This is a genomic window from Pseudomonas guineae, assembly GCF_900113745.1.
Taxonomy (GTDB): domain Bacteria; phylum Pseudomonadota; class Gammaproteobacteria; order Pseudomonadales; family Pseudomonadaceae; genus Aquipseudomonas; species Aquipseudomonas guineae.
In genome coordinates this window covers 1,165,508-1,191,287 of the sequence record NZ_FOQL01000001.1, presented here as the reverse complement: position 1 = coordinate 1,191,287, position 25,780 = coordinate 1,165,508, and the positions used below count along the sequence as shown (strand labels likewise).

Here is a 25,780-nt window from a genome sequence, read left to right as displayed (position 1 = left end):
GCAGTGCCGCTTGTTTCTAACAGCCAGTCGGCGCGCAGCAGGCCGCAAGCGTTCTAGAACAGATCGATCGGGTCGACGTCCAACGACCAGCGCACTGCACGGCCGCTGGGCATCTGCTCCAGGGCCAGCATCCAGCTGTTGAGCAGGCGATGCAGCGGCGCGCGGGCGTTGGCCTGCACCAATAGCTGAGCACGGTAGCGGCCAGCGCGGCGCTCCATGGGCGCGGGGACCGGGCCGAGCAACTCGATGCCACCGAGTTTCAGCTCGCTTAGGAGTAATTCTGCTTCAGTACAAGCGTCGTCAAGAAAACCTTCGGCCTGTCCAGGTTTGTGTGCTTCGGCGCGCAGCAGGGCAAGGTGACAAAAGGGCGGCAGGCCAGCGCTACGACGTTCACTCAGGGCCTGCTCGGCGAAGGCGAAGTAGCCTTGCTCAGTCAGTTGCACCAATAAAGGATGGTCGGCCAGGTGGCTCTGGATAATCACCTTGCCCGGTTCTTCGGCGCGTCCGGCGCGTCCGGCAACCTGAACGATCAGCTGGGCCATGCGCTCGCTGGCGCGGAAGTCCGCGGAAAACAGGCCGCCGTCGGCATCCAAAATCGCCACCAGGGTGACGCGGGGGAAGTGATGACCCTTGGCGAGCATCTGCGTGCCAACCAGGATGCACGGCTCGCCGCGTTGCACGGTGTTGAACAGTGTGCTCATGGCCTCTTTGCGCGAGGTGCTGTCGCGGTCCACACGTAATACCGGCACATCGGGGAAGAGAATTCCCAGGCGTTCTTCTGCGCGCTCGGTGCCGGCACCCACTGGGCGCAGGTCGACGTTGTTGCATTTCGGACAGTTGCTCGGCTGGCGCTCGGCATGGCCGCAGTGGTGGCAGCGCAACTCGCGCGAGCGCTGGTGTACGGTCATACGTGCGTCACAGCGCGGGCATTCCGACAGCCAGCCGCAGTCATGGCACAGCAGCGTCGGGGCGAACCCGCGACGGTTGAGAAACACCAGCACCTGCTGGCCGGCTTGCAGCGTCTGGGCGATGGCCTGCTGCATCGGCCCGGAGATGCCGGAGTCCAGTGGCCGGCTTTTTACATCCAAGCGCAGAAAACGTGGCTGCTTGGCCCCGCCGGCACGTTCGCGCAGGTGCAGCATGGCGTAACGGCCGTTGTGGGCGTTGTGCAAGCTCTCCAGCGAAGGCGTAGCCGAGCCGAGCACGATCGGGATGTTTTCTTGATGTGCTCGCACCACGGCCAGGTCGCGGGCGTGATAACGCAGGCCTTCCTGCTGTTTATAGGAGGCGTCGTGTTCCTCATCGATGATGATCAGCCCCGGCCGCTGCATTGGGGTAAACAGTGCTGAACGAGTGCCGATGATGATGTCGGCCTCGCCATCACGCGCCGCCAGCCAGGCTTCTAGGCGTTCACGGTCATTAACCGCCGAGTGCAGCAGGGCGATACGGGCATTAAAGCGCTGCTCGAAGCGCGCCAGGGTCTGCGGGCCGAGGTTGATTTCCGGGATCAGCACCAGGGCCTGCTTGCCGGCCTCCAGGGTCTCGCGGATCAGCTGCAGGTAAACCTCGGTCTTGCCACTGCCAGTCACACCGGCCAAGAGAAAGGCATTGAAGCTGTCGAGACCCGAGCGAATCGCTTCGGTGGCAGCACGTTGCTCGGCATTTAACGGCAGTTCCGGTTGCGCCAGCCACTTGGCGTGGCGCTCGCTGGGGGCATGGCGGCGCACGTCGACCTGCACCAGGCCTTTTTCCAGCAGCAGATCGAGGCTGTCTTTGTTCAGCTGCAGTTTGCTCAACAGCGGATGAGCGACGCCATGCGGGTGCTGGGCAAGGGTTTTCAGTGCGTCACGCTGGCGCGGCGCGCGGCTCAGCCGCGGGTCGTCCAGCTGTGCGCCTTCGACCACGGACCAGAAGCGCTGCTGGCGTGCTTCCGCCGGTTCGCCTTGGCGCAGCAGCACCGGCAGTGCCCAGCTCAAGGTGTCGCCGAGGCTGTGTTGGTAATACTGGGCGGTCCACAGGCACAGCTTGAACAGTGCCTGCGGTAATGGCGACTGAGCGTCTAGCAGTTGCAGGGCCGGCTTGAGTTTGTCCGCCGGGACCTCGCTGTGGTCGGTCACTTCAATCAGGATACCGATCATTTCGCGCCGGCCAAACGGCACGCGCAGCCGCGCGCCCGGCTGCAGTGCGCTGCGCGGTACACCGGCAGGTGCACGGTAGTCGAACAGGCGACGCAGGGGCGAAGGCAGTGCGAGGCGCAAAATGACGTCGGACAAACAGTGGCTCCCGTGATCAGCCGCGGTCGGCGAGGCGCGATCTTAGCATGCAGCCAGTCGACGGCCGGCCTTGCGTCACTGCGTTGAGCTGGTATTATCGCCGGCCTAATTCCGTGCGGTACCCGACAATAGTGTCTGGTGGCGGCGCGACAGCCCTGAGGAATCACCATGAAAGCCGATATCCACCCGAACTATGTAGCCATCACCGCCACTTGCAGCTGTGGCAACGTGATTGAAACTCGCTCCACCCTAGGCAAAGCACTGCCTCTGGACGTGTGCAACGAGTGCCACCCGTTCTACACCGGTAAGCAGAAAATGCTGGATACCGGCGGCCGTGTTGATCGCTTCAAGCAGCGTTTTGGCATGTTCGGCGCCAAGCAAGAAGCGTAAGTGCAGCGACAAGCCTGATGGCTGGATTCGCAGTGCTGAAAAAGGCGTCCCTCGTGGGCGCCTTTTTTGTTTTCGGCTTTTATTTCGACGTCGCATTGGCCTTTTGTCCTGCACCTGGGCCGATGCCCAGCGTTCAAGTGCAGCGTGTGGTCGATGGCGATACGTTGCGTCTGGTGGATGGCCGCAATGTGCGCCTTATCGGCCTGAACAGTCCAGAAGTGGGTCGTCAGGGGCGCCCCCCTGAGCCCTTTGCTGAAGCCGCGCGCAAGCGCCTGCAGGTTTTGCTTGCAGCTAGCGGCGGGCGCGTTGCGTTGCAATTCGGCCAGCAGGCTAAGGATCACTATGGCCGTACCCTGGCGCATGCCTATGACAGCCTTGGGCGCAACCTAGAGACGCAGCTGCTCGGTGAAGGTTTGGCCTATCGGGTGGCTGTTGCGCCCAATCTGGCCTTGGTGCAGTGCCAGCTAGCGGCCGAACGCAGTGCCCGGCAGGCGCGGCTCGGTCTCTGGCAACGTTCGCCGGTGAAAACCCCAGCGCAACTGAAGCAAGGTGGTTTTGCTCTGCTTGAGGGGCGAATCAACCGTATTGAGCGCAATGGCGGCGGGATGTGGCTGGAAATGGGCGATGGGCTGGTGCTGCATATTGCCCGCCGTGCGCTGGGTGATTTCGACTTGCGCGCAGTCCAACGGCTTGAAGGTCGTAAGGTCGAGGCCCGTGGCTGGGTGATTGATCGTTCCACGCGGGGCAGCCTAGGCAAGGGTCAAGCACGCTGGATGCTACCGTTAACGGACAAGACTATGCTGGAGGTGCTGCCATGATCATGCGTGTACTGCTATTACTGGTGTTGCTGCAACTTGCCGGGTGTGCGGTGAATCCCGCCACTGGGAAAAGCAACTTCGTGATGATGAGTGAGCAGCAAGAGCTCGACCTCGGTCGCCGCTACAACCAGCAGATCCTCAAAGAAAACCCGCGTTACGCTGACGAGAAACTGCAGGCCTACGTACAGCAGGTTGGTGAGCGCGTGGCAAAATACAGCCACCGCAATCAGCTGGCTTATCAGTTCACTGTGGTCGATAGCCCGGACATCAACGCCTTTGCCTTGCCAGGCGGTTACATCTACATCCATCGCGGGCTGCTCGCCTACCTCAGCTCGGAAGCCGAGTTGGCCGCCGTGCTTGGTCATGAAGTGGGTCACGTGACCGCGCGCCATAGCGTTCAGCAACAAAGCCAATCCACTGCTTGGGGCCTGCTGGGTCAGGCCGTAGCCATCGGTACGGGCGTCGGTGCGGCTGCCGATGTTACCGGCGCGTTGGGCGGCGCTATTGTGCGTGGCTATGGTCGCGACATGGAACTGGAGGCGGACGGCCTGGGCGCACAATACCTGGCGCGCAGCGGTTATGACCCGCAGGCGATGATCGAAGTAGTCAAGGTGCTGAAAAACCAAGAAGACTTCGCGCGCGACCAAGCCGCTGAGCGCGGTGAGACGCAACCTGCCGGTGGCTATCACGGGGTTTTTGATACCCACCCGGATAACGACCGCCGTTTGCAGCAGGTGCTAGGCCCGGCGCGAGCTTTGGCTACCGGCCAGCAGGAGGTTAGCCGCGAGGTCTTTCTTAAGCGTCTGGAAGGTTTGCCTTTCGGCGACTCTGCCGAAACCGGAGTGCGCCGCGGCCAGCGTTTCTACCATGCGGAGTTGAACTTTACCCTGACCTATCCCCAGGGCTGGACGCTGCTCAATCGCCCGGACGCGCTAATCGGGCACACGGCCGATCAGCAGGCTTTTATCGCGATGACGCTGGAAGAAAATCCGCAGCAGTTATCGCCCGCGCAATTACTACGCCAGCGCGTTGGTAATCAGCGTCTGGTGGCGGGCGTCGAGTTACGGCAGGCCGGTTTGACGGGCTACAGTGCAGTAATTCCGGGCAACGCTGCCAAACGAGTGGCAATTATTCAGCAAGGTGCAAAGGTTTACTTGTTTGTTGCGGCGGTGCGCGGCCGAGCCTCACTGGAAAGCCAAGATCCGCAGTTTTTGAGCGTGATCGAAAGTTTCCGGCCGATGACCTCTGCCGAGCGCAAACAGGCGCAGCCATTGCGATTACACATGGTCAAGGTTAAGTCCGGGCAAACCATTGAGGCGCTGGCTAAGAACAGCACGTTGCCGGGTGATGCGCTGAAAACGTTGCGCCTGCTGAATAACCTCTACCCGACAGGTCAGCCGCGTGCTGGCGATTGGCTGAAGGTCGTGCGCTAGGGCCTGCGTGCGTATACCGACTCGCCAGTCTTGTGCAGTTGTATACAACTTGCGTATCCTCGGCCGCCTGCCTGTTCAACAGCCCAAAGCGGAAATGCCCATATGTCTGATTTGAAAACAGCCGCTCTCGAATACCACGCTAAGCCCCGTCCGGGTAAGCTGAGTGTCGAGCTCACCAAGCCCACCGCAACCGCACGCGACTTAGCTCTGGCTTACAGCCCGGGTGTCGCTGAGCCTGTGCGCGAAATCGCGCGTGATCCGGAGTTAGCGTATCGCTACACCGGCAAAGGCAACCTGGTGGCAGTCATTTCCGACGGTACCGCTATTCTCGGTCTCGGCGATCTCGGTCCGTTGGCGTCCAAGCCGGTTATGGAAGGTAAGGGCGTTTTGTTCAAGCGCTTTGCCGGTATCGACGTATTCGACATTGAAGTCGAGTCCGAGAGCCCGCAGGCCTTTATTGACACCGTGCGCCGTATCTCCATCACCTTCGGCGGCATCAACCTGGAAGACATCAAGGCACCTGAGTGCTTTGAAATCGAACGCACGTTGATCGAACAGTGCGATATCCCGGTGTTCCACGACGACCAACACGGCACCGCGATCGTAACGGCTGCGGGCATGCTCAATGCCTTGGAAATCGCCGGTAAAACGCTGCCAGACGCCAAGATTGTTTGCCTGGGAGCTGGTGCTGCCGCGATCTCTTGCATGCGCTTGCTGGTGAGCATGGGTGCCAAGGTTGAGAACATCTTTATGGTCGACCGCAAAGGCGTTATCCACGCCGGTCGCGACGACTTGAACCAGTACAAGGCGGTATTCGCCAGCGAAACCAGCAAGCGCACTTTGTCTGACGCGCTCGAGGGTGCTGACGTCTTCGTTGGTTTGTCCGGTGCTAACTTGTTGGCGCCTGTAGACCTCAAACGTATGGCGGCAAGCCCAATCGTATTCGCCTGCTCCAACCCGGACCCGGAAATTCAGCCAGAGCTGGCCCATGAAGTGCGTGATGACGTGATCATGGCCACTGGCCGTTCCGATTACCCGAACCAGGTCAACAACGTACTGGGCTTCCCGTTCATCTTCCGTGGTGCTCTGGACGTTCGCGCGACCCGCATTAACGAAGAAATGAAGATCGCAGCAGCCCTGGCTCTGCGTGACCTGGCTAAACTGCCGGTGCCGCAGGAAGTCTGTGATGCTTACGGTGGCATTGCTCTGTCGTTCGGTCGCGAGTACATCATTCCGAAGCCGATGGACCCGCGTCTGATCACTGTGGTCTGTGACGCTGTGGCCAAGGCTGCGATTGAGAGCGGTGTGGCGACCCTGCCGTACCCGAAGCATTACCCGTTGCAGTCGGTTAACGACGTTTTCAACGGTTAAGCGCTTAGTTAAGCGCAATAAAAAACCCGCTTCGGCGGGTTTTTTATTGTCACAACTTGGGCTCTATCAACGCTCACACACTTGCTGTGAAAGGCTTTAGAACAGGTCGATCGGAGCGATTTCATCGGCAGGCAGTGGGCTGCCAGGGATGTATGTGCCCGGCTCAAACTCACCCATTGGCGGCGGCGAGTCTTCACTCTTGAACAGCTCGAAGTAAGCGTTTGGGGTGTCGGGGGAGGCTGCGCGGCCACTGTGTGGATCAATGCGCAGAGTCAGTATGCCTTCAGGTTCTGGCAGCACGTGGCTGGGTTTGTCCTTCAATGCGGCGGCCATATAACTCATCCAGATTGGCAGGGCCACGGTGCCGCCATACTCATTCCGTCCTAGGCTTTCCGGCTGGTCGAAACCGGCCCAAACGGTGGTGATGTAGTCGGCGTTATAACCGGAGAACCAGCTGTCTTTCGATTCGTTGGTGGTGCCGGTTTTGCCCGACAAGTCGTCGCGACCCAGTGCCATTGCGCGGCGGCCGGTACCGCGTTTGATCACATCCTGGAGCAAGCTGGTCATGATGTAGGCAGTGCGCCCGTCGATAACCTGCTCGGCAAACACCGGCTCAGCTAGGAGGGGTGAGTCGTCAAGGCTGAGTGGTGCTGCGTTACTCAGCTCGGCGCGCTGGGCGATGCCTGCAGGCGACTGTGCCGGGTTAGCGTTGAACAACTGCTTGCCGGTGCGATCTTCGATCCGTTCAATCAGATACGGCTCAGTCTTGTAGCCGCCGCTGGCAAACACACTCCAGCCTTCGGCGATCTCCATGGGCGTTAGGCTAGCAGTGCCCAGAGCCAGGGATAGGTTGGGTGGCAGGTCCTTTTTCTCGAAGCCGAAGCGCTCAATGTAGTTCAGGGTGCTGTCGATGCCGAGGTCTTGCAATAGGCGAATGGAGACCAAGTTGCGTGAGCGATACAAGGCTTCACGCAGGCGAATCGGGCCAAGGAAGGTATTGTTGTCATTCTTCGGGCGCCAGGTCTGCGACTGGGCGTCTTCGGCAAACACAATTGGCGCGTCATTAATCAGAGAGGCGGCGGTGTAGCCTTTGTCCAGTGCAGCGCTGTAAACAAATGGCTTGAAGCTTGAGCCCGGCTGACGCTTGGCTTGTGCGGCGCGGTTATAGTTGCTTTGTTCGAAGGAGAAGCCGCCGACCAGGGCGCGAATTGCACCGTTGTTAGGGTCCAGTGATACCAGAGCGCTCTGCGCTGCGGGGAGTTGAACGAAGCGTAGGTTGTCGTCTGCTTGACGTTGCACGCGGATCAAATCACCGATCTGGCTAACATCAGCGGGGCGCTGTGGCCGTGGCCCGAGGCTGTTGGTATTAAGGAAGGGGCGCGCCCACTTCATACTGTCCCATGCGACGGCGTGCTCTTCGCCATTACGCAGCAGGACCATGATGCCGCTTTTCTCAACCCCAGTGACAATGGCCGGCTCTAAGCCGCCGAGGGATGACTGCTTGCTTAATTCGCTCAGCCAGTTTTCTTTGGCCATGCCCGGTAGGCGGCTTTCTGGGCCGCGATAGCCGTGGCGTTGATCGTAACTAATCAGTCCTTCACGGACTGCATTGTTGGCCGCTTGCTGCAGGTCGCTGGGCACCGTGGTGGTGACGTTAAAGCCTTCTGTGTAGGCCTCGCTGCCATAGCGGCCAACCATTTCAGCGCGCGCCATTTCGGCAATATACGGAGCGGCCAGTTCGGGCGTCGATACGTGATAACTGACATTGATAGGCTCGGCCAGCGCTTCTTCATAGCGCTGCTTGTCGATACGGCCAAGGCTGAACATGCGGCCTAAAATCCAGTCGCGGCGCTCCATCGAGCGTGCAGGGTTGGCCAACGGATTAAACCGGGAGGGTGCTTTAGGCAGGCCGGCAATCATGGCCATTTGTGCAAGGCTGGTATCGCGAATGGATTTACCGTAATAAACCTGAGCGGCCGCTTCGATGCCATAGGCGCGGTTACCCAAGTAAATCTTGTTTACATAAAGTTCAAGTATCTCGTTTTTACTGAGCTCTCGTTCAATTTGCAACGCAAGAAGTATCTCGTTGATTTTGCGGGAAAAACTTTTCTCACTGGTGAGGAAAAAGTTCTTCGCTACCTGCATGGTAATGGTGCTGCCGCCGGATTGAATCTGCCCGCTTTTCAAGATTTGCGTTGCAGCGCGCATCAGGCTGCTAAGGTCGACGCCATAATGGTTGGCAAAGTTGTCGTCTTCAGCTGACAACAAGGCGCCGATGAAGTCGGGTGGGATATCAGCGAAGGCTATAGGCGAACGGCGCATTTCGCCGAACTCGGCAATCAGCTTGGCGTCGCTGCTGTAAACGCGCAGAGGGATCTGCAGCTGAATGCTGCGCAAAGATTCGACGGATGGGAGGCTAGGGCTAAGATAGAGAAAGGCCCCGCTGAAACTGAGTACCACCCCACAAAAAACGGCGAGGCTAGACCAGCAAAAAAAACGCAAAAGACGCATCAAGATTTTTGGATTTCCAGATAAAAGAACGGGTTAAGCGAAATACAAGGTTAAAAGAGAAAAACTGATCACATTATAAGCGGTTTTTTTGCCGGGTAGCCATTTGCGCTTCTGTCAAGACTGTTATTTAATGTGAAAAAACATAAATAGTCCGTAAGTCGCGGATGCCAATAGGAAATCGGTCGTGCTAGGGCTCTTCAATAAGAAAGCGAATACGCTACTCGGGATCGATATCAGTTCGACTTCCGTCAAGCTCCTCGAATTGAGCCGCTCCGGAAGCCGCTACAAGGTAGAGGCTTACGCGGTCGAGCCGCTCCCGCCAAACGCGGTGGTCGAAAAGAACATCGCCGATCTGGAGGGGGTGGGGCAGGCCCTTTCGCGCGTGCTTGCCAAAGCCAAAAGCGGTGTGAAAATCGTCGCAGTGGCTGTGGCAGGATCGGCGGTGATTACCAAGACCATCGAAATGGAAGCCGGGCTTTCAGATGACGAGCTGGAAAATCAGCTGAAGATCGAAGCCGACCAATACATCCCTTATCCGTTGGAAGAAGTTGCGATCGACTTTGAGGTTCAAGGGGCGTCTGCGCGCAATACGGATCGCGTTGATGTGTTGCTTGCCGCTTGCCGCAAGGAGAACGTTGAAGTCCGCGAAGCCGCTTTGGCGCTTGCTGGTCTTAGCGCCAAAGTGGTTGATGTTGAAGCATATGCGCTTGAGCGGGCATACAGCTTGTTGGTTGAGCAACTTGGTGGTGGGCGTGATGAGCTGACTGTTGCCGTTGTCGACATCGGCGCAACCATGACCACGCTCAGCGTCCTGCATAACGGTCGAACTATTTATACGCGTGAGCAGTTGTTTGGCGGCAAGCAGCTTACGGAGGAAATTCAGCGTCGCTATGGTCTGTCCGTTGAAGAGGCCGGCCTTGCCAAGAAGCAAGGCGGTTTGCCGGACGACTATGACAGCGAAGTATTGCAACCCTTTAAAGAAGCAGTGGTTCAGCAGGTAGCTCGTTCTCTCCAGTTCTTCTTCGCCGCCGGCCAATTCAATGATGTCGATTACATCCTCTTAGCCGGTGGTACTGCGTCAATCCCGGATCTTGATCGCTTGATCCAGCAGAAAATTGGCACCCAGACATTGGTTGCCAATCCATTCGCGGAAATGGCGTTAAGTGGCAAGGTTAATGCGGGCGCACTCGCCAGTGATGCGCCGGCCTTGATGATTGCCTGTGGTCTGGCGATGAGGAGTTTCGACTAATGGCGCGGATTAACTTACTCCCCTGGCGCGAACAATTACGCGAAGAGCGTAAGCAGCGCTTCTTGGTAACACTTGCTGGCGTGTTCATTGTGGCCGCCGGCGCTGTGTTTCTAGGTGACCAGTACCTCAACAGTGCGATCGAGCAACAAACCGCTCGAAATGAATTCATACGTAAAGAAATTGCTGTTTTAGATGCTCGAATTAAAGAAATTAGTGAGCTTAAAACCCGTCGCCAGCAGCTTCTCGAGCGTATGAAAATTATCCAGGATCTGCAGGGTAATCGACCGATTATCGGTCGCGTTTTCGATCAGTTGGTTCGTACGCTGCCAGATGGTGTGCATTTTACTGGGGTAAAAATGACGGCGAAGAATGTCGCTATCGTCGGCGCGGCTGAATCAAATAATCGTGTCTCGAACCTGATGCGTAACTTGGATGCGTCTGAGTGGTTGACTGCGCCAAACCTTACCGAGGTTAAATCTGTAACAGCGGGAGCGGTTGATCAGGCAAATGTTTTTCAATTGAGTGTGCAGCAGACCCAGCCTGCGCTCGCAGCAGAGGAGGCTAAGCAATGAGTCTTAATGATTCCTTAGAAAGCCTGCGCCAGATTGATTTAAATGATCTTGATTTTAATAACGTCGGCTCATGGCCTGCGGCGGTAAAGTTTATTGCAGGAACTTTGCTGCTGATAGCCGTTGTTGCATTAGGTTATAACTTTCACCTCAAAGACCTGCAAGCTAGCCTTGAGGGAAAGCAAGCCGAAGAGGTTGTTCTGAAAGAACAATTCTCAAATAAAGCTTTCCAAGCTGCCAATTTAGATGCTTATAAAGAGCAGATGCAGGAAATGGAAGTTTCATTTGGAGCGCTTCTGAAGCAGCTGCCCAGTGATACGGAGGTTCCTGGTTTGCTTGAAGATATAACCCGAACAGGGCTGGGAAGTGGCTTGGAGTTTGAGGAGATTAAGCTTCTCCCCGAAGCAGCCCAGCAGTTTTATATAGAGCTTCCTATTCAGATCACTGTTGTCGGCGCCTATCACGATCTGGCGACCTTTGTCAGTGGAGTCGCAAGCCTTCCGCGGATTGTTACGCTGCATGACTTTGATCTTGTGCCCGCTAATGATAGCGGCTCATCTAAGCTGCGCATGAGTATATTGGCCAAAACTTATCGTTATAACGATAAGGGGGACGCGCAGTGAAGCCTCTTAAGCTGGTATTGGTTGTGTCATTTTTGTTTGTCTCTGGCTGCGATAGTCATGGCGGTTTTTCTGATCTTCAAGCCTATATGGACGAAGTGCGTGCGCGTCCTAAGGGTGAGATTGAGCCACTGCCAACATTTCAGCCTTATGAGAGCTTTACCTACAGCGCTGCTGCGCTGAGAAGTCCGTTTCAGCCGCCGGTTAAATTGGAGATGGCTGATAGGCAAAAGGGCTCTAAAGACGTAAAGCCTGATGAGGCACGCACAAAACAATTTCTTGAAGGTTTTAATATAGAAACGTTTGTCATGGTCGGTACCTTGGCGAATGATTCCGGCGCTTTTGCCCTTGTGAGTGGTGCAGGGGGTGTCCATCGGGTTCGAGTCGGTGACTATCTAGGCCGTAATCATGGCCGGATACTTGCCATTGACGAATCAAGGGTTGATGTAATGGAAATTGTTCCGGATGGCGAGGGTGGCTGGTTAGAGCGGCCGCGTAGTCTGTCCCTTAAGGAGCGCTCTTAAACGAGCGGAGTGAATATGAAAAAAAATAACCGATCTGCTCAGTGGAATATGATCATGAACATATCCCCCTCTTTTTTAGGGCTTTCACTTTTGGCAGCGCTTTTTTCGCCATCTTTAATGGCTGCCGATCTGCAAACGCTGGATGTTTCTGCGCTGCCCGGAGACAGGGTTGAGTTAAAGCTAACATTTGACGAGCCTGTGCTGGCGCCGCGAGGCTACACCATTGAACAGCCAGCTAGAATTGCACTTGATTTACCCGGAGTTTCTAACAAGCTCGGTGCAAAGACTAGAGAGCTCGGCGTAGGTAATGCGCGCAGTGTTACAGTTGTTGAGGCCAAAGACCGTACGCGACTTATCATAAATTTAACCAGTCTATCTCCGTACAGCACTCGCTCAGAGGGAAGTAGCATTTTCGTTGTAGTGGGGGACGGTGGTGGAAGTACAGCATCCACTCAGCCAGCGCCTCTTGCAGCGGTAGTCACTGCTAAAAAATATGCACCTCAGTCAAATGCAATTAGTAATATTGACTTTCAGCGCGGTGAGCTGGGCGAGGGTAATATTGTAATTACCTTGTCCGATGCCTCTGTCAGTCCAGACATACAAGACCAAGGTGGAAAAATCCGGTTGGATTTTGCAGGAACGCAGCTACCTGAGGCTTTAAGGGTAAAGCTGGATGTTAAAGATTTTGCTACGCCAGTTCAGTTTGTTAGCGCGACAGGTACCTCTAATAAAGCAAGTATTCTGATTGAGCCTGTAGGCGTTTATGATTATCTGGCGTATCAGACAGATAACAAGCTGACAATCAGTGTGAAACCCTTGACGCAGGATCAGGCGGAGCAACGTAAAGCTGATAGCTTTTCCTATACAGGTGAAAAATTATCACTCAACTTCCAAGATATTGATGTTCGTTCTGTTTTGCAGTTGATTGCAGATTTTACTGATCTCAACTTAGTCGCCAGTGATACGGTTGCTGGGAATATTACATTGCGCTTGCAGAATGTTCCGTGGGACCAGGCCTTGGATCTCGTTCTTAAAACCAAGGGGCTCGATAAGCGCAAAGTAGGTAATGTGCTGCTTGTAGCGCCGGCTGACGAAATAGCAGCGCGCGAACGTCAAGAGCTTGAGTCAAAGAAGCAGGTTGCAGACCTTGCTCCATTGCGTCGCGAGCTTATTCAAGTTAATTACGCCAAGGCGTCCGATATGGCTCAGCTATTCCAGTCGGTGACGAGTGCGGATGGTGCTGTTGCTGAGCGCGGTTCGGTGACTGTTGATGATCGGACCAACAGTATTATTGCCTACCAAACCCAAGAGCGACTTGATGAGTTGCGTCGGATTATTGCGCAGCTAGATGTGGCGGTGCGCCAGGTAATGATCGAGGCTCGCATTGTTGAGGCCAACGTTGATTATGACAAGGCCCTAGGTGTGCGTTGGGGTGGCGCGGCCACGCGTGGGAACTGGAGCGCATATGGCAAAGATGGTGCTCAATCCTTTAATGATGAAGGGCAGCGGCTTTTGCCTGGCACAGACACCATTGGTGGTTTCACTCTTGAGGATGGCGTAGCGCCTGTTCCATTTGTAGATATGGGCGTGCTGGGGAGTACGTCAGGTATCGGTATTGGCTTCTTGACCGATAATATCGTTCTGGATCTTCAGCTTTCAGCGATGGAAAAAACTGGTAACGGCGAAATTATTTCGCAGCCAAAGGTGGTTACCTCGGATAAGGAAACAGCGAAGATCCTCAAGGGTTCCGAAATCCCTTACCAAGAGGCAAGTTCCAGCGGTGCCAGCACGACCTCATTTAAAGAAGCGGCTTTGTCTCTTGAGGTGACGCCTCAAATCACCCCGGACAATCGAATTATCATGGAAGTTAAGGTCACTAAAGACGCGCCAGACTTTGCCCGAGCGTTGAATGGTGTTCCACCAATTAATAAGAACGAAGTTAATGCCAAGGTTCTCGTGAGTGATGGTGAAACGATCGTTCTAGGTGGGGTTTTCTCCAATACGCAAACTAAGGGTGTTGAGAAGGTTCCCTTCCTCGGTGACCTGCCTTACTTAGGGCGTTTGTTCCGTCGCGATATCGTCCAGGATAATAAGTCTGAGCTCTTGGTGTTCCTCACTCCGCGCATCATGAACAACCAAGCCATTGCGGTTAGTCGTTGATTCAGTGCGTAATCTGATTCTCGTCGGCCCGATGGGTGCTGGTAAAAGCACCATCGGGCGTTTGCTTGCCAAAGAATTGCGTTTGCCGTTCAAGGACTCTGATAAAGAGATCGAACAGCGCACGGGTGCGGATATTCCCTGGATCTTTGATGTGGAAGGTGAACAGGGCTTTCGTGAGCGTGAGCAGGCGGTAATCGCAGAGCTTTGCGATGTCGACGGTATGGTCTTGGCAACCGGGGGCGGGGCTGTAATGCGCGCTGATAATCGGCTTGCCTTGAGGCGGGGTGGTCATGTGGTTTATCTGCATGCTTCTGTTGAGCAGCAGGTCGATCGCACCTCACGTGACCGTAATCGTCCTTTACTGCGCGCTGCAGACCCGGGCAAGGTATTGTCCGAACTGTTCGCACTTCGTGATCCGCTTTATCGTGAAATTGCCGATGTAGTCGTCGAAACTGACGAGCGTCCGCCGCGCTTAGTAGTGCAAGAGATCCTAGAGCGCCTTGAGGCGCTTTCTCCCCGTTAAAGCGCAGGCTGAACTGCGTTATCCTAGGCCCCTTTGTTGCTTGGGGGCTTTATGCAGACTCTTCATGTCGATCTTGGTGAACGTGGCTACCCGATTTACATCGGTGCTGGGCTGTTGGCTCGTGGTGATTTGGTGGCTGCACACATCATCGGTCGGCAAGTTGCCATAGTGACCAACGAGACGGTTGCGCCCCTTTATTTGGCCGCACTTGAGCGCTCGCTCGCCGGCCACTCTATTACGACTGTGGTTTTGCCGGATGGCGAGAGCTATAAAACCTGGGAAACCCTGCAGCTGGTTTTTGATGGGCTGCTGGGTGCGCGGCATGATCGCAGCACGACGGTGATCGCTTTGGGTGGTGGTGTTATTGGCGATATGGCTGGGTTTGCAGCGTCGTGTTATCAGCGCGGCGTAAACTTTATCCAGGTGCCGACCACGCTGCTGTCGCAGGTCGACTCCTCTGTCGGCGGCAAGACGGGTATTAACCATCCGCTGGGAAAGAATATGGTGGGGGCCTTCTACCAGCCGCAAGCAGTGTTGATTGATACCAATACCTTGGCTACTTTGCCCGCTCGTGAGCTGTCTGCAGGTTTGGCTGAGGTGATCAAATACGGCTTGATCTGCGACGAGCCATTCTTGACTTGGCTTGAGGCGCATATGTCGGCCTTGCGTGCCCTTGACAAGGAGGCGCTGACTACGGCGATTGCACATTCCTGCGCCGCTAAGGCGCGCGTGGTGGCGGCCGATGAGCGTGAGTCAGGGGTGCGCGCGACGTTGAATCTGGGACACACCTTTGGCCATGCCATCGAAACGCATCAGGGCTATGGCGTATGGCTGCATGGTGAAGCAGTCGCGGCGGGTACGGTCATGGCGTTGGATATGTCTGAGCGCTTGGGCTGGATTACACGCGCCGAGCGTGAGCGTGGAGTTCGCTTATTTATTGCTGCTGGGTTGCCGGTTGTGCCGCCTGAGAACATGACGCCTGAGGACTTTATTGAGCATATGGCGGTCGACAAAAAGGTGCTTGATGGCAAGTTGCGTCTGGTTTTGTTGCGCGGCTTGGGTGAAGCAACTGTAGCCGGTGATTTTCCCCGAGAAATTTTGAATGCCACGCTGAGCGCAGATTATGCGGCGCAGCTGGCCCAGCTTAAAAATTAACGAGTACCCCATGACAAGTTTGCATGCTGACGAGGCGTTTCTCGACCACTACCAGTTCACTCATGATCCCTTTGCTTCGCGGGTGCCGGGGTTCAAGTTCTTTCCGGCGCAGCGTAAGCCTGTACTTGGGCAGCTGCACCATTTGGCGCGCTACAGTCAGCTATTGCTGGTGGTCAGTGGTCCCGATGGCAGTGGTAAAACCTTGCTGCGCCAGGCGCTGGTAGCGAGTACCAACAAGCAGGCTGTGCAGAGTGTGGTGGTGTCCGCTAAAGGGGCGTCTGACCCTTCAAGCATTTTGCGACAGGTCGCGCAGGGTATTCAGGTGCCGCGCCCGGAGTTGTCGGCCATTCTTGGTCAGGTCGGACAGTTGGCGTTAACCGGGCAAGAAGTTTACGTACTGGTTGATGACGCCGAAGATCTTAGTGATGCCGCCCTGAGCAGTCTGTTAAGCCTGGCTGCGGGCAATGCTGAAGGCCGTCCGCATGTGTTTCTGTTTGCTGAGACGCAGTTGCTGTCGCGACTTGAGCAGCTGGCGGCAGGCGAAGAATGTTTTCATGTCATCGAGTTACAGCCCTATAGCGAGCAAGAAACGCGAGAGTACTTGGCTCAGCGCCTCGAGGGCGCGGCGCAGGGCGTTGAGGTGCTTAGCGATGATCAGGTCGCCGATATTTACGAACAATCGGCTGGTTGGCCAGGCCTGATCAATCAAGTCGCACGCGAGTCGTTGGTTGAGGCAATGCTGGCGCAGCGCAGTGCGGCAGGTCGCGGTGGTTTTTCTTTCAGCTTGCCGCGTAAGCATCTGCTCGCGCTGTGTGTGGTAGCTATCGGGGTTCTGGCCGCGTGGTTTATGCAGGGGCGGATCATTAAGGATGTTGATGCGCCTGTGATCGCTCAGTTGCCCCTCGGCGAGGCTGCAACGCCAGCAGTGATTGCGCCGCCTTCGGCTGCAGCGATTGCACCAGCGATTCAGTTCGAGGGCGCAAGCCAGCCGTTGCCACTGCCTTTAGTGGGTGAGGCGCAGCCTGTTATTCGTGAGCCGTTGGCTCAGGCCGCAGGCTTGAGTGGTGCGGAAGAGGCTGACGCTGAAGGTGCTTCTCGTGCTGCGGACATCGCTATAGAGCCTTCGCCAGTCGTAGTGGCGAGCGTTCCGGTTACGCCTGTGATCGCCGGCGCGGCAAAGGTTGCGCCGCCAGTTTCGCCGCAGCCGGTCCCGGTACTTAAACCGGTTGCGCCCAAGGCCGCTATGGCTCCGGCAGCTGCTAAACCTGTTGCGGCGGGTGGGTGGTATGCCACCCAGGCGGGTTCGCGCTTTACCTTGCAGATACTCGGCGCGCGGTTGGAAAGTGCTGCACAGGCGTTTGTAAAAGCCCAGGGTGCGGATTACCACTATTTCAAGAAACAGCATCAGGGCAAGCCGCTTTACGTGGTCACCTATGGCAGCTTCAGCAGTCGAGACGCTGCGCAAGCGGCCTTGCGAGCCTTGCCTGCCAAGGTTCAAGCGGGCAAGCCGTGGCCGCGTAACTTCGCTGGTATCCAGCAGGAGATTGCTCAGGCGCGTTGATGGAGAGCTGACTTGCCGGTCGATAGCACGACCTTGCGGTCTTATCCTTCGCTTTAGCGACATAAGCTGTCATATTTTCGCCAGCTGGGTTTGTGGCAGCCTGAGTGGATATGTACAATGGCTGCCCTTTCGCCTGCGCAAAGCTGGTGCTTTGTCCTGCGCGCACGGTAAGTTATTGAATTAGAAAGTAATTGCCTTGCAAAAGGCCGTCTGGTGAGAGTCCCTATGAAAGCAGGTTTGTACCGTCCTGATGAGTTCAAGGATAACTGCGGCTTCGGCCTTATCGCCCACATGCAGGGTGAGGCTAGCCATCACCTGCTGCAGACCGCGATTGAAGCCCTGACATGCATGACCCACCGTGGCGGGATCAACGCCGACGGTAAAACCGGCGACGGTTGCGGCCTGCTGATTCAGAAGCCTGATGCTTTCCTGCGGGCCATGGCCCAGCAGCACTTTGCCGTCGAGCTGCCCAAGCAGTACGCCGTCGGTATGGTGTTCCTTAACCAGGACCCGGTGAAAGCCGAGGCTGCCCGCGAGAACATGAATCGCGAGATTCTAGCCGCCGGACTGAGCCTGGTTGGCTGGCGCAAAGTGCCGATCGATACCAGCGTGCTCGGGCGTCTTGCCCTTGAGCGCCTGCCGCAGATTGAGCAGGTGTTTGTCGGCGGCGAAGGTCTGTCCGATCAGGAGTTTGCGATCAAACTGTTCAGTGCTCGTCGTCGCTCCTCCGTGGCCAACGCCGCTGACAGCGATCACTACATTTGCAGCTTTTCGCACAAGACCATCATCTACAAAGGCCTGATGATGCCGGCCGATCTGCAGCAGTTCTACCCGGACCTGGGTGACGAGCGCTTGCAGACCGCCATTTGCGTATTCCACCAGCGCTTCTCGACCAACACCCTGCCGAAGTGGCCGCTGGCTCAGCCGTTCCGCTTTCTCGCGCACAACGGTGAAATCAACACCATCACCGGTAACCGCAATTGGGCGCAGGCACGCCGTCAGAAGTTCGCCAACGATCAGATCTTTGATCTGGACGACCTCGGCCCACTGGTTAACCGAGTCGGTTCCGACTCTTCGAGCATGGACAACATGCTCGAGCTGATGGTCACCGGTGGTATCGACCTGTTCCGTGGCGTGCGCATGCTTATTCCGCCAGCTTGGCAGAACGTTGAGACCATGGACGCCGACCTGCGTGCGTTCTACGAATACAACTCCATGCACATGGAGCCCTGGGATGGCCCGGCCGGTGTGGTCCTTACCGACGGTCGTCATGCGGTGTGCCTACTCGACCGTAATGGCCTGCGCCCGGCGCGTTGGGTTACGACCAAGAATGGCTACATTACCCTCGCCTCGGAAATTGGTGTGTGGAATTATCAGCCTGAAGATGTACTTGCCAAGGGCCGCGTCGGCCCGGGGCAGATCCTGGCGGTGGACACCGAAACTGGGCAGATTCTCGGCAGTGACGACATCGACAACCGACTGAAGTCGCGCCACCCCTACAAGCAGTGGATGCGCAAGAGCGCCCAGCGCATTCGGGCGACCTTGGAAGACCGCGACCACGGTTCGGCGTTCTACGACCAAAGCCAGCTCAAGCAGTACATGAAGATGTACCAGGTCACCTTCGAAGAGCGTGACCAAGTGCTGCGTCCGCTCGGCGAGCAGGGCCAGGAAGCGGTTGGTTCCATGGGTGACGACACGCCGATGGCGGTGCTCAGTCAGCGCGTGCGTTCGCCGTATGACTACTTCCGTCAGCAGTTCGCTCAGGTCACCAATCCGCCGATCGACCCGTTGCGTGAAGCCATTGTCATGTCGCTGGAGATCTGCCTCGGTGCCGAGCGCAACATCTTCGAAGAGTCACCCGAACATGCTGTGCGGGTCATTCTCAGCAGCCCGGTGATCTCTCCGGCCAAGTGGCGCGCATTGATGAACCTGGATCGCCCAGGTTTTGAGCGTCATTTGATCGACATGAACTATGACGAGTCTATGGGCCTGGAAGCCGCCGTGCGCAACATGGCGGACCAGGCTGAAGAAGCCGTGCGCGCCGGTAAGGTGCTGCTGGTGCTGTCTGACCGTAATATCGCGCCGGGCAAACTACCGGCTCACGCCTCTTTGGTCACCGGTGCAATTCACCACCGTCTAACTGAGAAAGGCCTGCGTTGCGATTGCAACATTCTGGTCGAGACTGCTACCGCGCGGGATCCGCATCACTATGCGGTGTTACTCGGCTTCGGCGCGTCGGCGGTCTACCCGTACCTTGCTTACGAAGTGCTGGGTGACCTGATTCGCACCGGCGAAGTGCTGGGCGATCTCTATGAAGTGTTCAAGTATTACCGCAAAGGCATCTCCAAAGGCCTACTGAAGATCCTCTCGAAGATGGGCATCTCCACAGTGGCGTCTTACCGCGGCGCGCAGCTGTTTGAAGCGGTCGGCCTGGCCGATAACGTCACCGAACTGTGCTTCCGTGGTGTGGCCAGCCGCATTAAAGGCGCGCGCTTCGTCGATATCGAAGCCGAGCAGAAGTTGTTGGCGGCTGAGGCGTGGAATGCACGCAAGTCGATCCAGCAGGGTGGTTTGCTTAAGTTCGTCTACGGCGGTGAGTACCACGCCTACAACCCGGATGTGGTGAATACGCTGCAGGCGGCTGTGCAGCAAGGCAGCTACGAGAAATTCAAGGAATACACCACGCTGGTTGATACCCGTCCGGTGTCGATGCTGCGTGACCTGCTGCAGTTGAAACTGGCTGATCAGCCGTTGCCGTTGGAGCAGATCGAACCGCTTGGTGAGATTCTCAAGCGTTTCGATTCCGCCGGTATTTCCCTCGGCGCGCTGTCGCCGGAAGCTCACGAAGCCATTGCCGAGGCGATGAACCGCCTGGGCGCGCGCTCCAACTCCGGTGAGGGCGGCGAAGACCCTGCCCGTTACGGCACCGTGCGCAGCTCAAAAATCAAGCAGGTCGCTACTGGCCGTTTTGGCGTGACCCCGGAATACCTGGTCAATGCTGAAGTGCTGCAGATCAAGGTTGCTCAGGGCGCCAAGCCAGGTGAGGGTGGCCAATTGCCTGGCGGTAAGGTTAACGGCCTGATTGCCAAACTACGTTATGCCGTGCCGGGTGTGACCCTGATTTCGCCGCCGCCGCACCACGACATTTATTCCATTGAAGACCTGGCGCAGCTGATCTATGACCTTAAACAGGTCAACCCGGCTGCGCTGGTGTCGGTCAAGCTGGTTGCAGAAGCCGGTGTCGGTACCATCGCCGCCGGTGTGGCCAAGGCTTATGCTGACCTGATCACCATCTCCGGCTATGACGGTGGTACCGGCGCTTCGCCGTTGACCTCGATCAAGTACGCCGGCGCGCCGTGGGAGCTCGGCCTGGCCGAAACTCACCAAACCCTGCGTGGCAACGATCTGCGCGGCAAGGTGCGGGTGCAGACTGACGGTGGCCTGAAAACCGGCCTGGACGTTATCAAAGCCGCGATCCTTGGTGCCGAGAGCTTCGGCTTCGGTACTGCACCGATGATTGCCTTGGGTTGTAAGTACCTGCGTATCTGTCACCTGAACAACTGCGCCACCGGCGTGGCGACGCAGAACGACAAGCTGCGCAAGGATCACTTCATCGGTACCGTCGAAATGGTGATGAACTTCTTCACCTACGTCGCCGAAGAAACCCGCGAGTGGCTGGCGAAGCTCGGTGTGCGTAGCCTGGAAGAGTTGATCGGACGTACTGATCTGCTCGATATGCTGCCGGGTGAGACCGACAAACAGCAGCATCTGGACCTGACGCCGCTGCTTGGCAGCGACCACATTCCAGCGGACAAGCCGCAGTTCTGCCAGGTTGAGCGTAACCCGCCATTCGACCAAGGCCTGCTGGCTGAGAAGATGGTCGAGATGGCCAAGCCAGCGATTGATGCGGCGAGCGGTGCCGAGTTCGAACTGGACATCTGCAACTGCGACCGCTCCATTGGTGCCCGTGTCTCCGGCGAAATCGCCCGCGTACACGGCAACCAGGGCATGGCCAAAGCGCCGATCACCTTCCACTTCAAAGGCACTGCCGGGCAGAGCTTCGGGGTGTGGAACGCTGGCGGTCTGAACCTCTACCTGCAAGGCGACGCAAACGACTATGTCGGCAAGGGCATGACCGGCGGCAAGCTGGTGATCACTCCGCCGCAAGGCAGCCCGTTCAAGACCCAAGACAGCGCCATTATTGGCAACACCTGCCTGTACGGCGCCACCGGCGGCAAGCTCTTCGCCGCGGGTACTGCGGGCGAGCGCTTCGCCGTGCGTAACTCCGGGGCGCATACCGTGGTGGAAGGTACCGGTGACCATTGCTGTGAATACATGACAGGCGGCTTTGTCTGCGTGCTGGGCAAAACTGGCTACAACTTCGGCTCGGGTATGACCGGTGGTTTTGCCTATGTGCTTGACCAAGACAACAGCTTCTACGACCGGGTAAACCACGAGCTGGTGGAAATTCAGCGGATCAGTAACGAGGCCATGGAAGCCTACCGTACTCACCTGCAGCAGGTGCTGACGGAGTATGTGCAAGAAACATCGAGCGAGTGGGGCCAAAACCTGCTGGAAAACCTGGACGACTACCTGCGCAAGTTCTGGCTGGTCAAGCCGAAGGCGGCAAGCCTGAAGTCGTTGCTCTCCAGCACCCGTGCCAACCCGCAATAAGAATGCGCCCGAAGTGGTTTGATGAGGTATTGCAATGACTGAACGTCTGAATAACGACTTCCAGTTCATCGAAGTCGGGCGCAAAGACCCGAAGAAGAAACTGTTGCGTCAGCGGAAGAAAGAGTTCGTCGAGATCTACGACAACTTCAAGCCGGCGCAAGCTGCGGACCAGGCGCATCGCTGCCTGGGCTGCGGCAACCCGTATTGCGAGTGGAAGTGCCCAGTGCACAACTTTATTCCCAATTGGCTGAAGCTGGTGTCCGAGGGCAACATCCTCGCCGCCGCCGAACTGAGCCACCAGACCAACACCCTGCCGGAAGTCTGCGGCAGGGTGTGCCCGCAGGACCGCTTGTGCGAGGGTGCCTGCACCCTTAACGACGGTTTTGGCGCGGTGACCATCGGTTCGGTGGAGAAGTACATCACCGACACGGCCTTTGCCATGGGCTGGCGTCCGGACATGTCCGGCGTCGTACCAACCGGCAAGCGTGTGGCGGTGATCGGTTCCGGCCCTGCTGGTCTGGGCTGTGCCGATGTACTGGTGCGCAACGGTGTGACGCCGGTGGTGTTCGACAAGAACCCGGAAATCGGCGGCCTACTGACCTTCGGCATCCCCGAGTTCAAGCTGGAAAAGACCGTACTCAGCCATCGCCGCGAAGTCTTTACCGGTATGGGCGTCGAGTTCCGTCTGAACACCGAAATCGGCAAAGACATCAGCATGGAGCAGCTGCTGGATGAGTACGATGCCGTGTTTATGGGCATGGGTACTTACACCTACATGAAGGGCGGCTTCCCCGGTGAAGACCTGCCGGGTGTGCATGACGCGCTGGATTTCCTGATCGCCAACGTCAACCGCAACCTCGGTTTCGAGAAGTCGCCGGAAGACTTCATCGACATGAAGGGCAAGCGCATCGTCGTACTCGGTGGCGGTGACACGGCGATGGACTGCAACCGCACCTCCATCCGCCAGAACGCCAAGAGCGTGACCTGCGCCTATCGCCGCGACGAAGAAAACATGCCGGGCTCGCGCAAGGAAGTGAAGAACGCCAAGGAAGAGGGGGTGAAGTTCCTCTTCAACCGCCAGCCCATCGCCATTGTTGGCGAGGATAAAGTGGAAGGCGTTAAGGTGGTCGAGACCCGTCTCGGCGAGCCGGATGCCCGCGGCCGTCGCAGCCCAGAGCCGATTCCCGGTTCTGAGGAAATCATCCCGGCGGAAGCCGTGCTGATCGCCTTTGGTTTCCGTCCAAGTCCAGCGGCCTGGTTCACTGACTTCACCATCGACACCGACAGCCAAGGTCGTGTGGTGGCGCCTGAGCAGAGCCAGTTCAAGCACCAGACCAGCAACCCGAAGATCTTCGCCGGTGGCGACATGGTCCGCGGTTCTGACTTGGTGGTGACGGCGATCTTCGAAGGCCGCAACGCGGCTGAAGGCATCCTCGACTACCTCGGCGTGTAAGCACCGAGCCGTCAGGCCGTCATGCACAAAGCCAGCCCCAGGGCTGGCTTTGTTGTTTCTGCTGCCCGCTACGCCTGCGCGGTAGCGCGGGTGTAGCTGAGCTGTCGAGTTGGTTTAGTTGCTTGGCGCGGGGCTAAAACCCACGGCTCTTAAGCGGCGGGTGCTCCATACCGCGCCAGCGACCAACATGACCAAGGTAATTGCCAGCGCGGCGGACGAGCCTACCGTGCCAAAGCCCAGGCCGCCGTGATCCAGCGGCTTGCTGAGGAAGTCGCCCAGGGTCGCGCCAAATGGTCGGGTCAGCACAAATGCCAGCCAGAACAACACAACGTGTGAAATACGGGTCACGTATTTAGCCACGACTACCACCGCAATCAGGCTGCCGATCAACAGCGCACCGCCTGCAAAGCCCAGGCCCGAGTCGTCGGCCAGGTAATCGCCGAGCGCGGTGCCCAGGGTGTTGGAAAACAGAATCGCCACCCAGTAGAACAGCTCACCTCGGCGGCTATCGATATGGTCAACCGACAGGGATTTTTCGCTCATGTACCAGATTGTGAAAATGCCTGCCAATAACGTCACCAGCAGCGCCGAGCCGGTGGCGTAGCCCAGGCCCAAGGTGCGGTCCATAAAGTCGGAAATGGTGGTGCCGGCAGTGCTGGTGGCCAGAATCACCGTCCAGTACAGCGCCGGGTTGTAGCTGCGTGCACGAAGCTGGCCGATCAGGGTGAGCAAAAACAGGCTGATAAGAATCAGCGAGCTCAGGGCATAGCCGACATCCAGGGTCATGGACAGCAGGTCCCCGGCGGTTTCGCCCAGTGTCGTGGCGCAAATCTTCATCACCCAGAAGCTCAGGGTGATGGCAGGCAGTTTGTTCATTGTCGGTGTCCGTCAGGCAAGGGAGGGGGAAGACGGTTGTCAAAGTAGGGTCGCAGACGTGAAAAAGGTGTTAAGAACTCATCAGCGATTCGTTATTTACCGCGGCTCTTTGCTTATTTCACTAGGCCGCACGGCGAGGCAAATCGTCGCAATGGATAAAACCCATGGCCGCCGCCGTGCCTTTTGTTATGCGCTTTGCGACAATGGCGCATCTTTTCGCCTATGGGCGGTGGACTTCCCCCGTATTGCGGGCGGTTCACAGTGCTAGGTGCCCACACTTTTTGTCGGATGCAGCCATGACCGTCTTGAAGAACGACCGTTTCCTTCGCGCCCTGCTCAAGCAACCTGTCGACGTCACCCCGGTGTGGATGATGCGCCAGGCCGGTCGTTACCTGCCGGAGTACCGTGCCACCCGCGCCAAGGCGGGTAATTTCGTCAAGCTGATGAAGAATCCTGAGATGGCCTGCGAGGTCACCCTGCAGCCGCTGGATCGTTACCCACAGCTGGATGCGGCGATTCTGTTCTCGGACATCCTGACCATTCCCGATGCTATGGGCCAAGGCCTGTATTTTGAAACCGGCGAAGGCCCGCGTTTCAATAAAGTCATCAGCTCCATGGCCGACATCGAAGCCTTGCCGATCCCCGATCCCGAGCAGGACCTGGGTTATGTGATGGACGCCGTACGCACCATTCGCCGCGAGCTGAATGGCCGCGTGCCCTTGATTGGTTTCTCCGGCAGCCCGTGGACGTTGGCGACTTATATGGTCGAAGGCGGCTCCTCAAAGGATTTTCGCAAATCCAAGGCCATGCTCTACGACAACCCGCAGGCCATGCATGCGTTGCTCGACAAGCTGGCACAGTCGGTTACCGCCTACCTCAACGGCCAGATCAAGGCCGGCGCGCAAGCGGTGCAGATTTTTGATTCCTGGGGTGGTTCGTTGTCCGCTGCGGCCTATCAGGAGTTTTCCCTGGCCTATATGCAAAAGATCGTCGACGGTTTGATCCGCGAGCATGACGGTCGCCGCGTGCCGGTGATCCTGTTCACTAAGGGTGGCGGTCTATGGCTGGAGTCCATGGCTGATACTGGTGCTGAAGCCCTGGGCCTGGACTGGACCTGCGATATCGGCAGCGCCCGCGCCCGCGTCGGCGATAAAGTGGCCCTGCAGGGCAACATGGACCCGAGCGTGTTGTATGCCAACCCGGCGGCGATCCGCGCCGAAGTCGGGCGCATCCTCGCCGCTTATGGCCATGGCAACGGTCAGGTGTTCAACCTTGGCCATGGCATCACCCCTGAAGTCGACCCGGCGCATGCCGGCGCTTTCTTTGAAGCGGTGCATGAGTTGTCGGCGCAGTACCACGTCTAGAAACGGTCTCGTATCTGCTGCGCCTCGGCGAGGCGGTATTAAATACCCGCTCGCACCAGCTAGGTAACGCTGAAGCGAGCTCTTAGATAACCCCGCTTAAAACAAAGGCCGCAGTCGCGGCCTTTGTTTTATCCATATCTTTTCAGGCGCAGCCTATATCGCGCTTCCTCGGCGTATTTGACGCAGTGGCCGTGCCAGGCCACCTCCATGATGTCGACGTCGAAGAACGGCAGAGATCATTGGGTCTCGCTTTGCA

18 protein-coding genes are annotated in these 25,780 nt (G+C 57.3%); 15 read left to right on the top strand and 3 right to left on the bottom strand.

Going from position 1 to position 25,780, the window contains the following annotated elements; translation table 11 throughout:
* Positions 1-53: 53 nt before the first annotated feature.
* Positions 54-2,273, bottom strand: coding sequence for a primosomal protein N' (locus BMZ32_RS05430; protein ID WP_090240351.1), 2,220 nt, complete (start codon positions 2,271-2,273; stop codon positions 54-56).
* A gap of 168 nt (positions 2,274-2,441) precedes the next feature.
* Between BMZ32_RS05430 and rpmE the strand changes: the two genes are divergently transcribed.
* From rpmE to BMZ32_RS05410, 4 genes are all read left to right on the top strand, one after another.
* Positions 2,442-2,663 carry a 50S ribosomal protein L31 gene (rpmE, locus tag BMZ32_RS05425; protein ID WP_090240350.1) on the top strand — a complete coding sequence of 74 codons (222 nt, stop codon included), beginning with the start codon at positions 2,442-2,444 and terminating at the stop codon, positions 2,661-2,663.
* A gap of 17 nt (positions 2,664-2,680) precedes the next feature.
* The gene (locus BMZ32_RS05420) at positions 2,681-3,481 is read left to right on the top strand and encodes a thermonuclease family protein (RefSeq protein WP_090240349.1); all 801 of its coding nucleotides are present in this window, start codon (positions 2,681-2,683) and stop codon (positions 3,479-3,481) included.
* Positions 3,482-3,483: 2 nt separating this feature from the next.
* Positions 3,484-4,914: a M48 family metalloprotease gene (locus tag BMZ32_RS05415; RefSeq protein ID WP_090241564.1), complete on the top strand. Its 1,431-nt coding sequence runs from the start codon at positions 3,484-3,486 to the stop codon at positions 4,912-4,914.
* 102 nt (positions 4,915-5,016) lie between these two features.
* The gene (locus BMZ32_RS05410; protein ID WP_090240348.1) at positions 5,017-6,285 is read left to right on the top strand and encodes a malic enzyme-like NAD(P)-binding protein; all 1,269 of its coding nucleotides are present in this window, start codon (positions 5,017-5,019) and stop codon (positions 6,283-6,285) included.
* 96 nt (positions 6,286-6,381) lie between these two features.
* On the opposite strand, the gene BMZ32_RS05405 is transcribed toward BMZ32_RS05410, so the two are convergent.
* Positions 6,382-8,796 (bottom strand): penicillin-binding protein 1A, encoded by a 2,415-nt coding sequence (locus tag BMZ32_RS05405; protein ID WP_425272865.1) that lies wholly within the window; start codon positions 8,794-8,796, stop codon positions 6,382-6,384.
* Positions 8,797-8,980: 184 nt separating this feature from the next.
* On the opposite strand from BMZ32_RS05405, the gene BMZ32_RS05400 reads away from it, so the two are divergent.
* The 10 genes from BMZ32_RS05400 to BMZ32_RS05355 all read left to right on the top strand — a co-directional run bounded on the left by BMZ32_RS05400 (position 8,981) and on the right by BMZ32_RS05355 (position 23,284).
* The gene (locus tag BMZ32_RS05400) at positions 8,981-10,045 is read left to right on the top strand and encodes a pilus assembly protein PilM (RefSeq protein ID WP_090240344.1); all 1,065 of its coding nucleotides are present in this window, start codon (positions 8,981-8,983) and stop codon (positions 10,043-10,045) included.
* Positions 10,045-10,617 (top strand): PilN domain-containing protein, encoded by a 573-nt coding sequence (locus BMZ32_RS05395; protein WP_090240342.1) that lies wholly within the window; start codon positions 10,045-10,047, stop codon positions 10,615-10,617. The genes BMZ32_RS05400 and BMZ32_RS05395 overlap by 1 nt, the downstream gene beginning before the upstream one ends.
* Complete coding sequence (gene pilO / locus BMZ32_RS05390; protein WP_090240341.1) at positions 10,614-11,237, top strand: type 4a pilus biogenesis protein PilO; 624 nt, start codon at positions 10,614-10,616, stop codon at positions 11,235-11,237. The genes BMZ32_RS05395 and pilO overlap by 4 nt, the downstream gene beginning before the upstream one ends.
* Positions 11,238-11,248: 11 nt before the next feature.
* Entirely contained in the window at positions 11,249-11,758 is a 510-nt protein-coding gene (gene pilP, locus BMZ32_RS05385; protein WP_244153943.1) for a type 4a pilus biogenesis lipoprotein PilP, read from the top strand.
* A gap of 54 nt (positions 11,759-11,812) precedes the next feature.
* The gene (locus BMZ32_RS05380; protein ID WP_090241563.1) at positions 11,813-13,918 is read left to right on the top strand and encodes a type IV pilus secretin PilQ; all 2,106 of its coding nucleotides are present in this window, start codon (positions 11,813-11,815) and stop codon (positions 13,916-13,918) included.
* A 4-nt stretch (positions 13,919-13,922) separates the two neighbouring features.
* A complete protein-coding gene (gene aroK, locus BMZ32_RS19565) occupies positions 13,923-14,441 on the top strand; it encodes a shikimate kinase AroK (RefSeq protein ID WP_090240337.1) in 519 nt (172 codons plus the stop codon).
* Between the two features lie 51 nt (positions 14,442-14,492).
* The gene (gene aroB / locus BMZ32_RS05370; protein WP_090240335.1) at positions 14,493-15,596 is read left to right on the top strand and encodes a 3-dehydroquinate synthase; all 1,104 of its coding nucleotides are present in this window, start codon (positions 14,493-14,495) and stop codon (positions 15,594-15,596) included.
* Between the two features lie 10 nt (positions 15,597-15,606).
* Positions 15,607-17,157: an SPOR domain-containing protein gene (locus tag BMZ32_RS05365; RefSeq protein WP_090240334.1), complete on the top strand. Its 1,551-nt coding sequence runs from the start codon at positions 15,607-15,609 to the stop codon at positions 17,155-17,157.
* Between the two features lie 225 nt (positions 17,158-17,382).
* Positions 17,383-21,831 carry a glutamate synthase large subunit gene (gene gltB / locus BMZ32_RS05360; RefSeq protein WP_090240333.1) on the top strand — a complete coding sequence of 1,483 codons (4,449 nt, stop codon included), beginning with the start codon at positions 17,383-17,385 and terminating at the stop codon, positions 21,829-21,831.
* Positions 21,832-21,865: 34 nt separating this feature from the next.
* On the top strand, positions 21,866-23,284 hold the full coding sequence (locus tag BMZ32_RS05355; protein WP_090240332.1) for an FAD-dependent oxidoreductase: 1,419 nt from the start codon (positions 21,866-21,868) through the stop codon (positions 23,282-23,284).
* 114 nt (positions 23,285-23,398) lie between these two features.
* Here the strand turns inward: BMZ32_RS05355 and BMZ32_RS05350 are convergent, their stop codons facing one another.
* Positions 23,399-24,160: a COG4705 family protein gene (locus BMZ32_RS05350; protein WP_090240330.1), complete on the bottom strand. Its 762-nt coding sequence runs from the start codon at positions 24,158-24,160 to the stop codon at positions 23,399-23,401.
* 296 nt (positions 24,161-24,456) lie between these two features.
* Between BMZ32_RS05350 and hemE the strand changes: the two genes are divergently transcribed.
* On the top strand, positions 24,457-25,524 hold the full coding sequence (gene hemE, locus BMZ32_RS05345) for a uroporphyrinogen decarboxylase (protein WP_090240328.1): 1,068 nt from the start codon (positions 24,457-24,459) through the stop codon (positions 25,522-25,524).
* Positions 25,525-25,780 lie beyond the last annotated feature (256 nt).

Bases quoted from the DNA above. Each gene is read 5' to 3' on its own strand.
- rpmE (WP_090240350.1), top strand. From the start codon at position 2,442: ATGAAAGCCGATATCCACCCGAACTATGTAGCCATCACCGCCACTTGC.
- BMZ32_RS05420 (WP_090240349.1), top strand. From the start codon at position 2,681: ATGGCTGGATTCGCAGTGCTGAAAAAGGCGTCCCTCGTGGGCGCCTTT.
- BMZ32_RS05415 (WP_090241564.1), top strand. From the start codon at position 3,484: ATGCGTGTACTGCTATTACTGGTGTTGCTGCAACTTGCCGGGTGTGCG.
- BMZ32_RS05410 (WP_090240348.1), top strand. From the start codon at position 5,017: ATGTCTGATTTGAAAACAGCCGCTCTCGAATACCACGCTAAGCCCCGT.
- BMZ32_RS05405 (WP_425272865.1), bottom strand. From the start codon at position 8,796: ATGCGTCTTTTGCGTTTTTTTTGCTGGTCTAGCCTCGCCGTTTTTTGT.
- BMZ32_RS05395 (WP_090240342.1), top strand. From the start codon at position 10,045: ATGGCGCGGATTAACTTACTCCCCTGGCGCGAACAATTACGCGAAGAG.
- pilO (WP_090240341.1), top strand. From the start codon at position 10,614: ATGAGTCTTAATGATTCCTTAGAAAGCCTGCGCCAGATTGATTTAAAT.
- BMZ32_RS05380 (WP_090241563.1), top strand. From the start codon at position 11,813: ATGAACATATCCCCCTCTTTTTTAGGGCTTTCACTTTTGGCAGCGCTT.
- aroB (WP_090240335.1), top strand. From the start codon at position 14,493: ATGCAGACTCTTCATGTCGATCTTGGTGAACGTGGCTACCCGATTTAC.
- BMZ32_RS05365 (WP_090240334.1), top strand. From the start codon at position 15,607: ATGACAAGTTTGCATGCTGACGAGGCGTTTCTCGACCACTACCAGTTC.
- gltB (WP_090240333.1), top strand. From the start codon at position 17,383: ATGAAAGCAGGTTTGTACCGTCCTGATGAGTTCAAGGATAACTGCGGC.
- BMZ32_RS05355 (WP_090240332.1), top strand. From the start codon at position 21,866: ATGACTGAACGTCTGAATAACGACTTCCAGTTCATCGAAGTCGGGCGC.
- BMZ32_RS05350 (WP_090240330.1), bottom strand. From the start codon at position 24,160: ATGAACAAACTGCCTGCCATCACCCTGAGCTTCTGGGTGATGAAGATT.
- hemE (WP_090240328.1), top strand. From the start codon at position 24,457: ATGACCGTCTTGAAGAACGACCGTTTCCTTCGCGCCCTGCTCAAGCAA.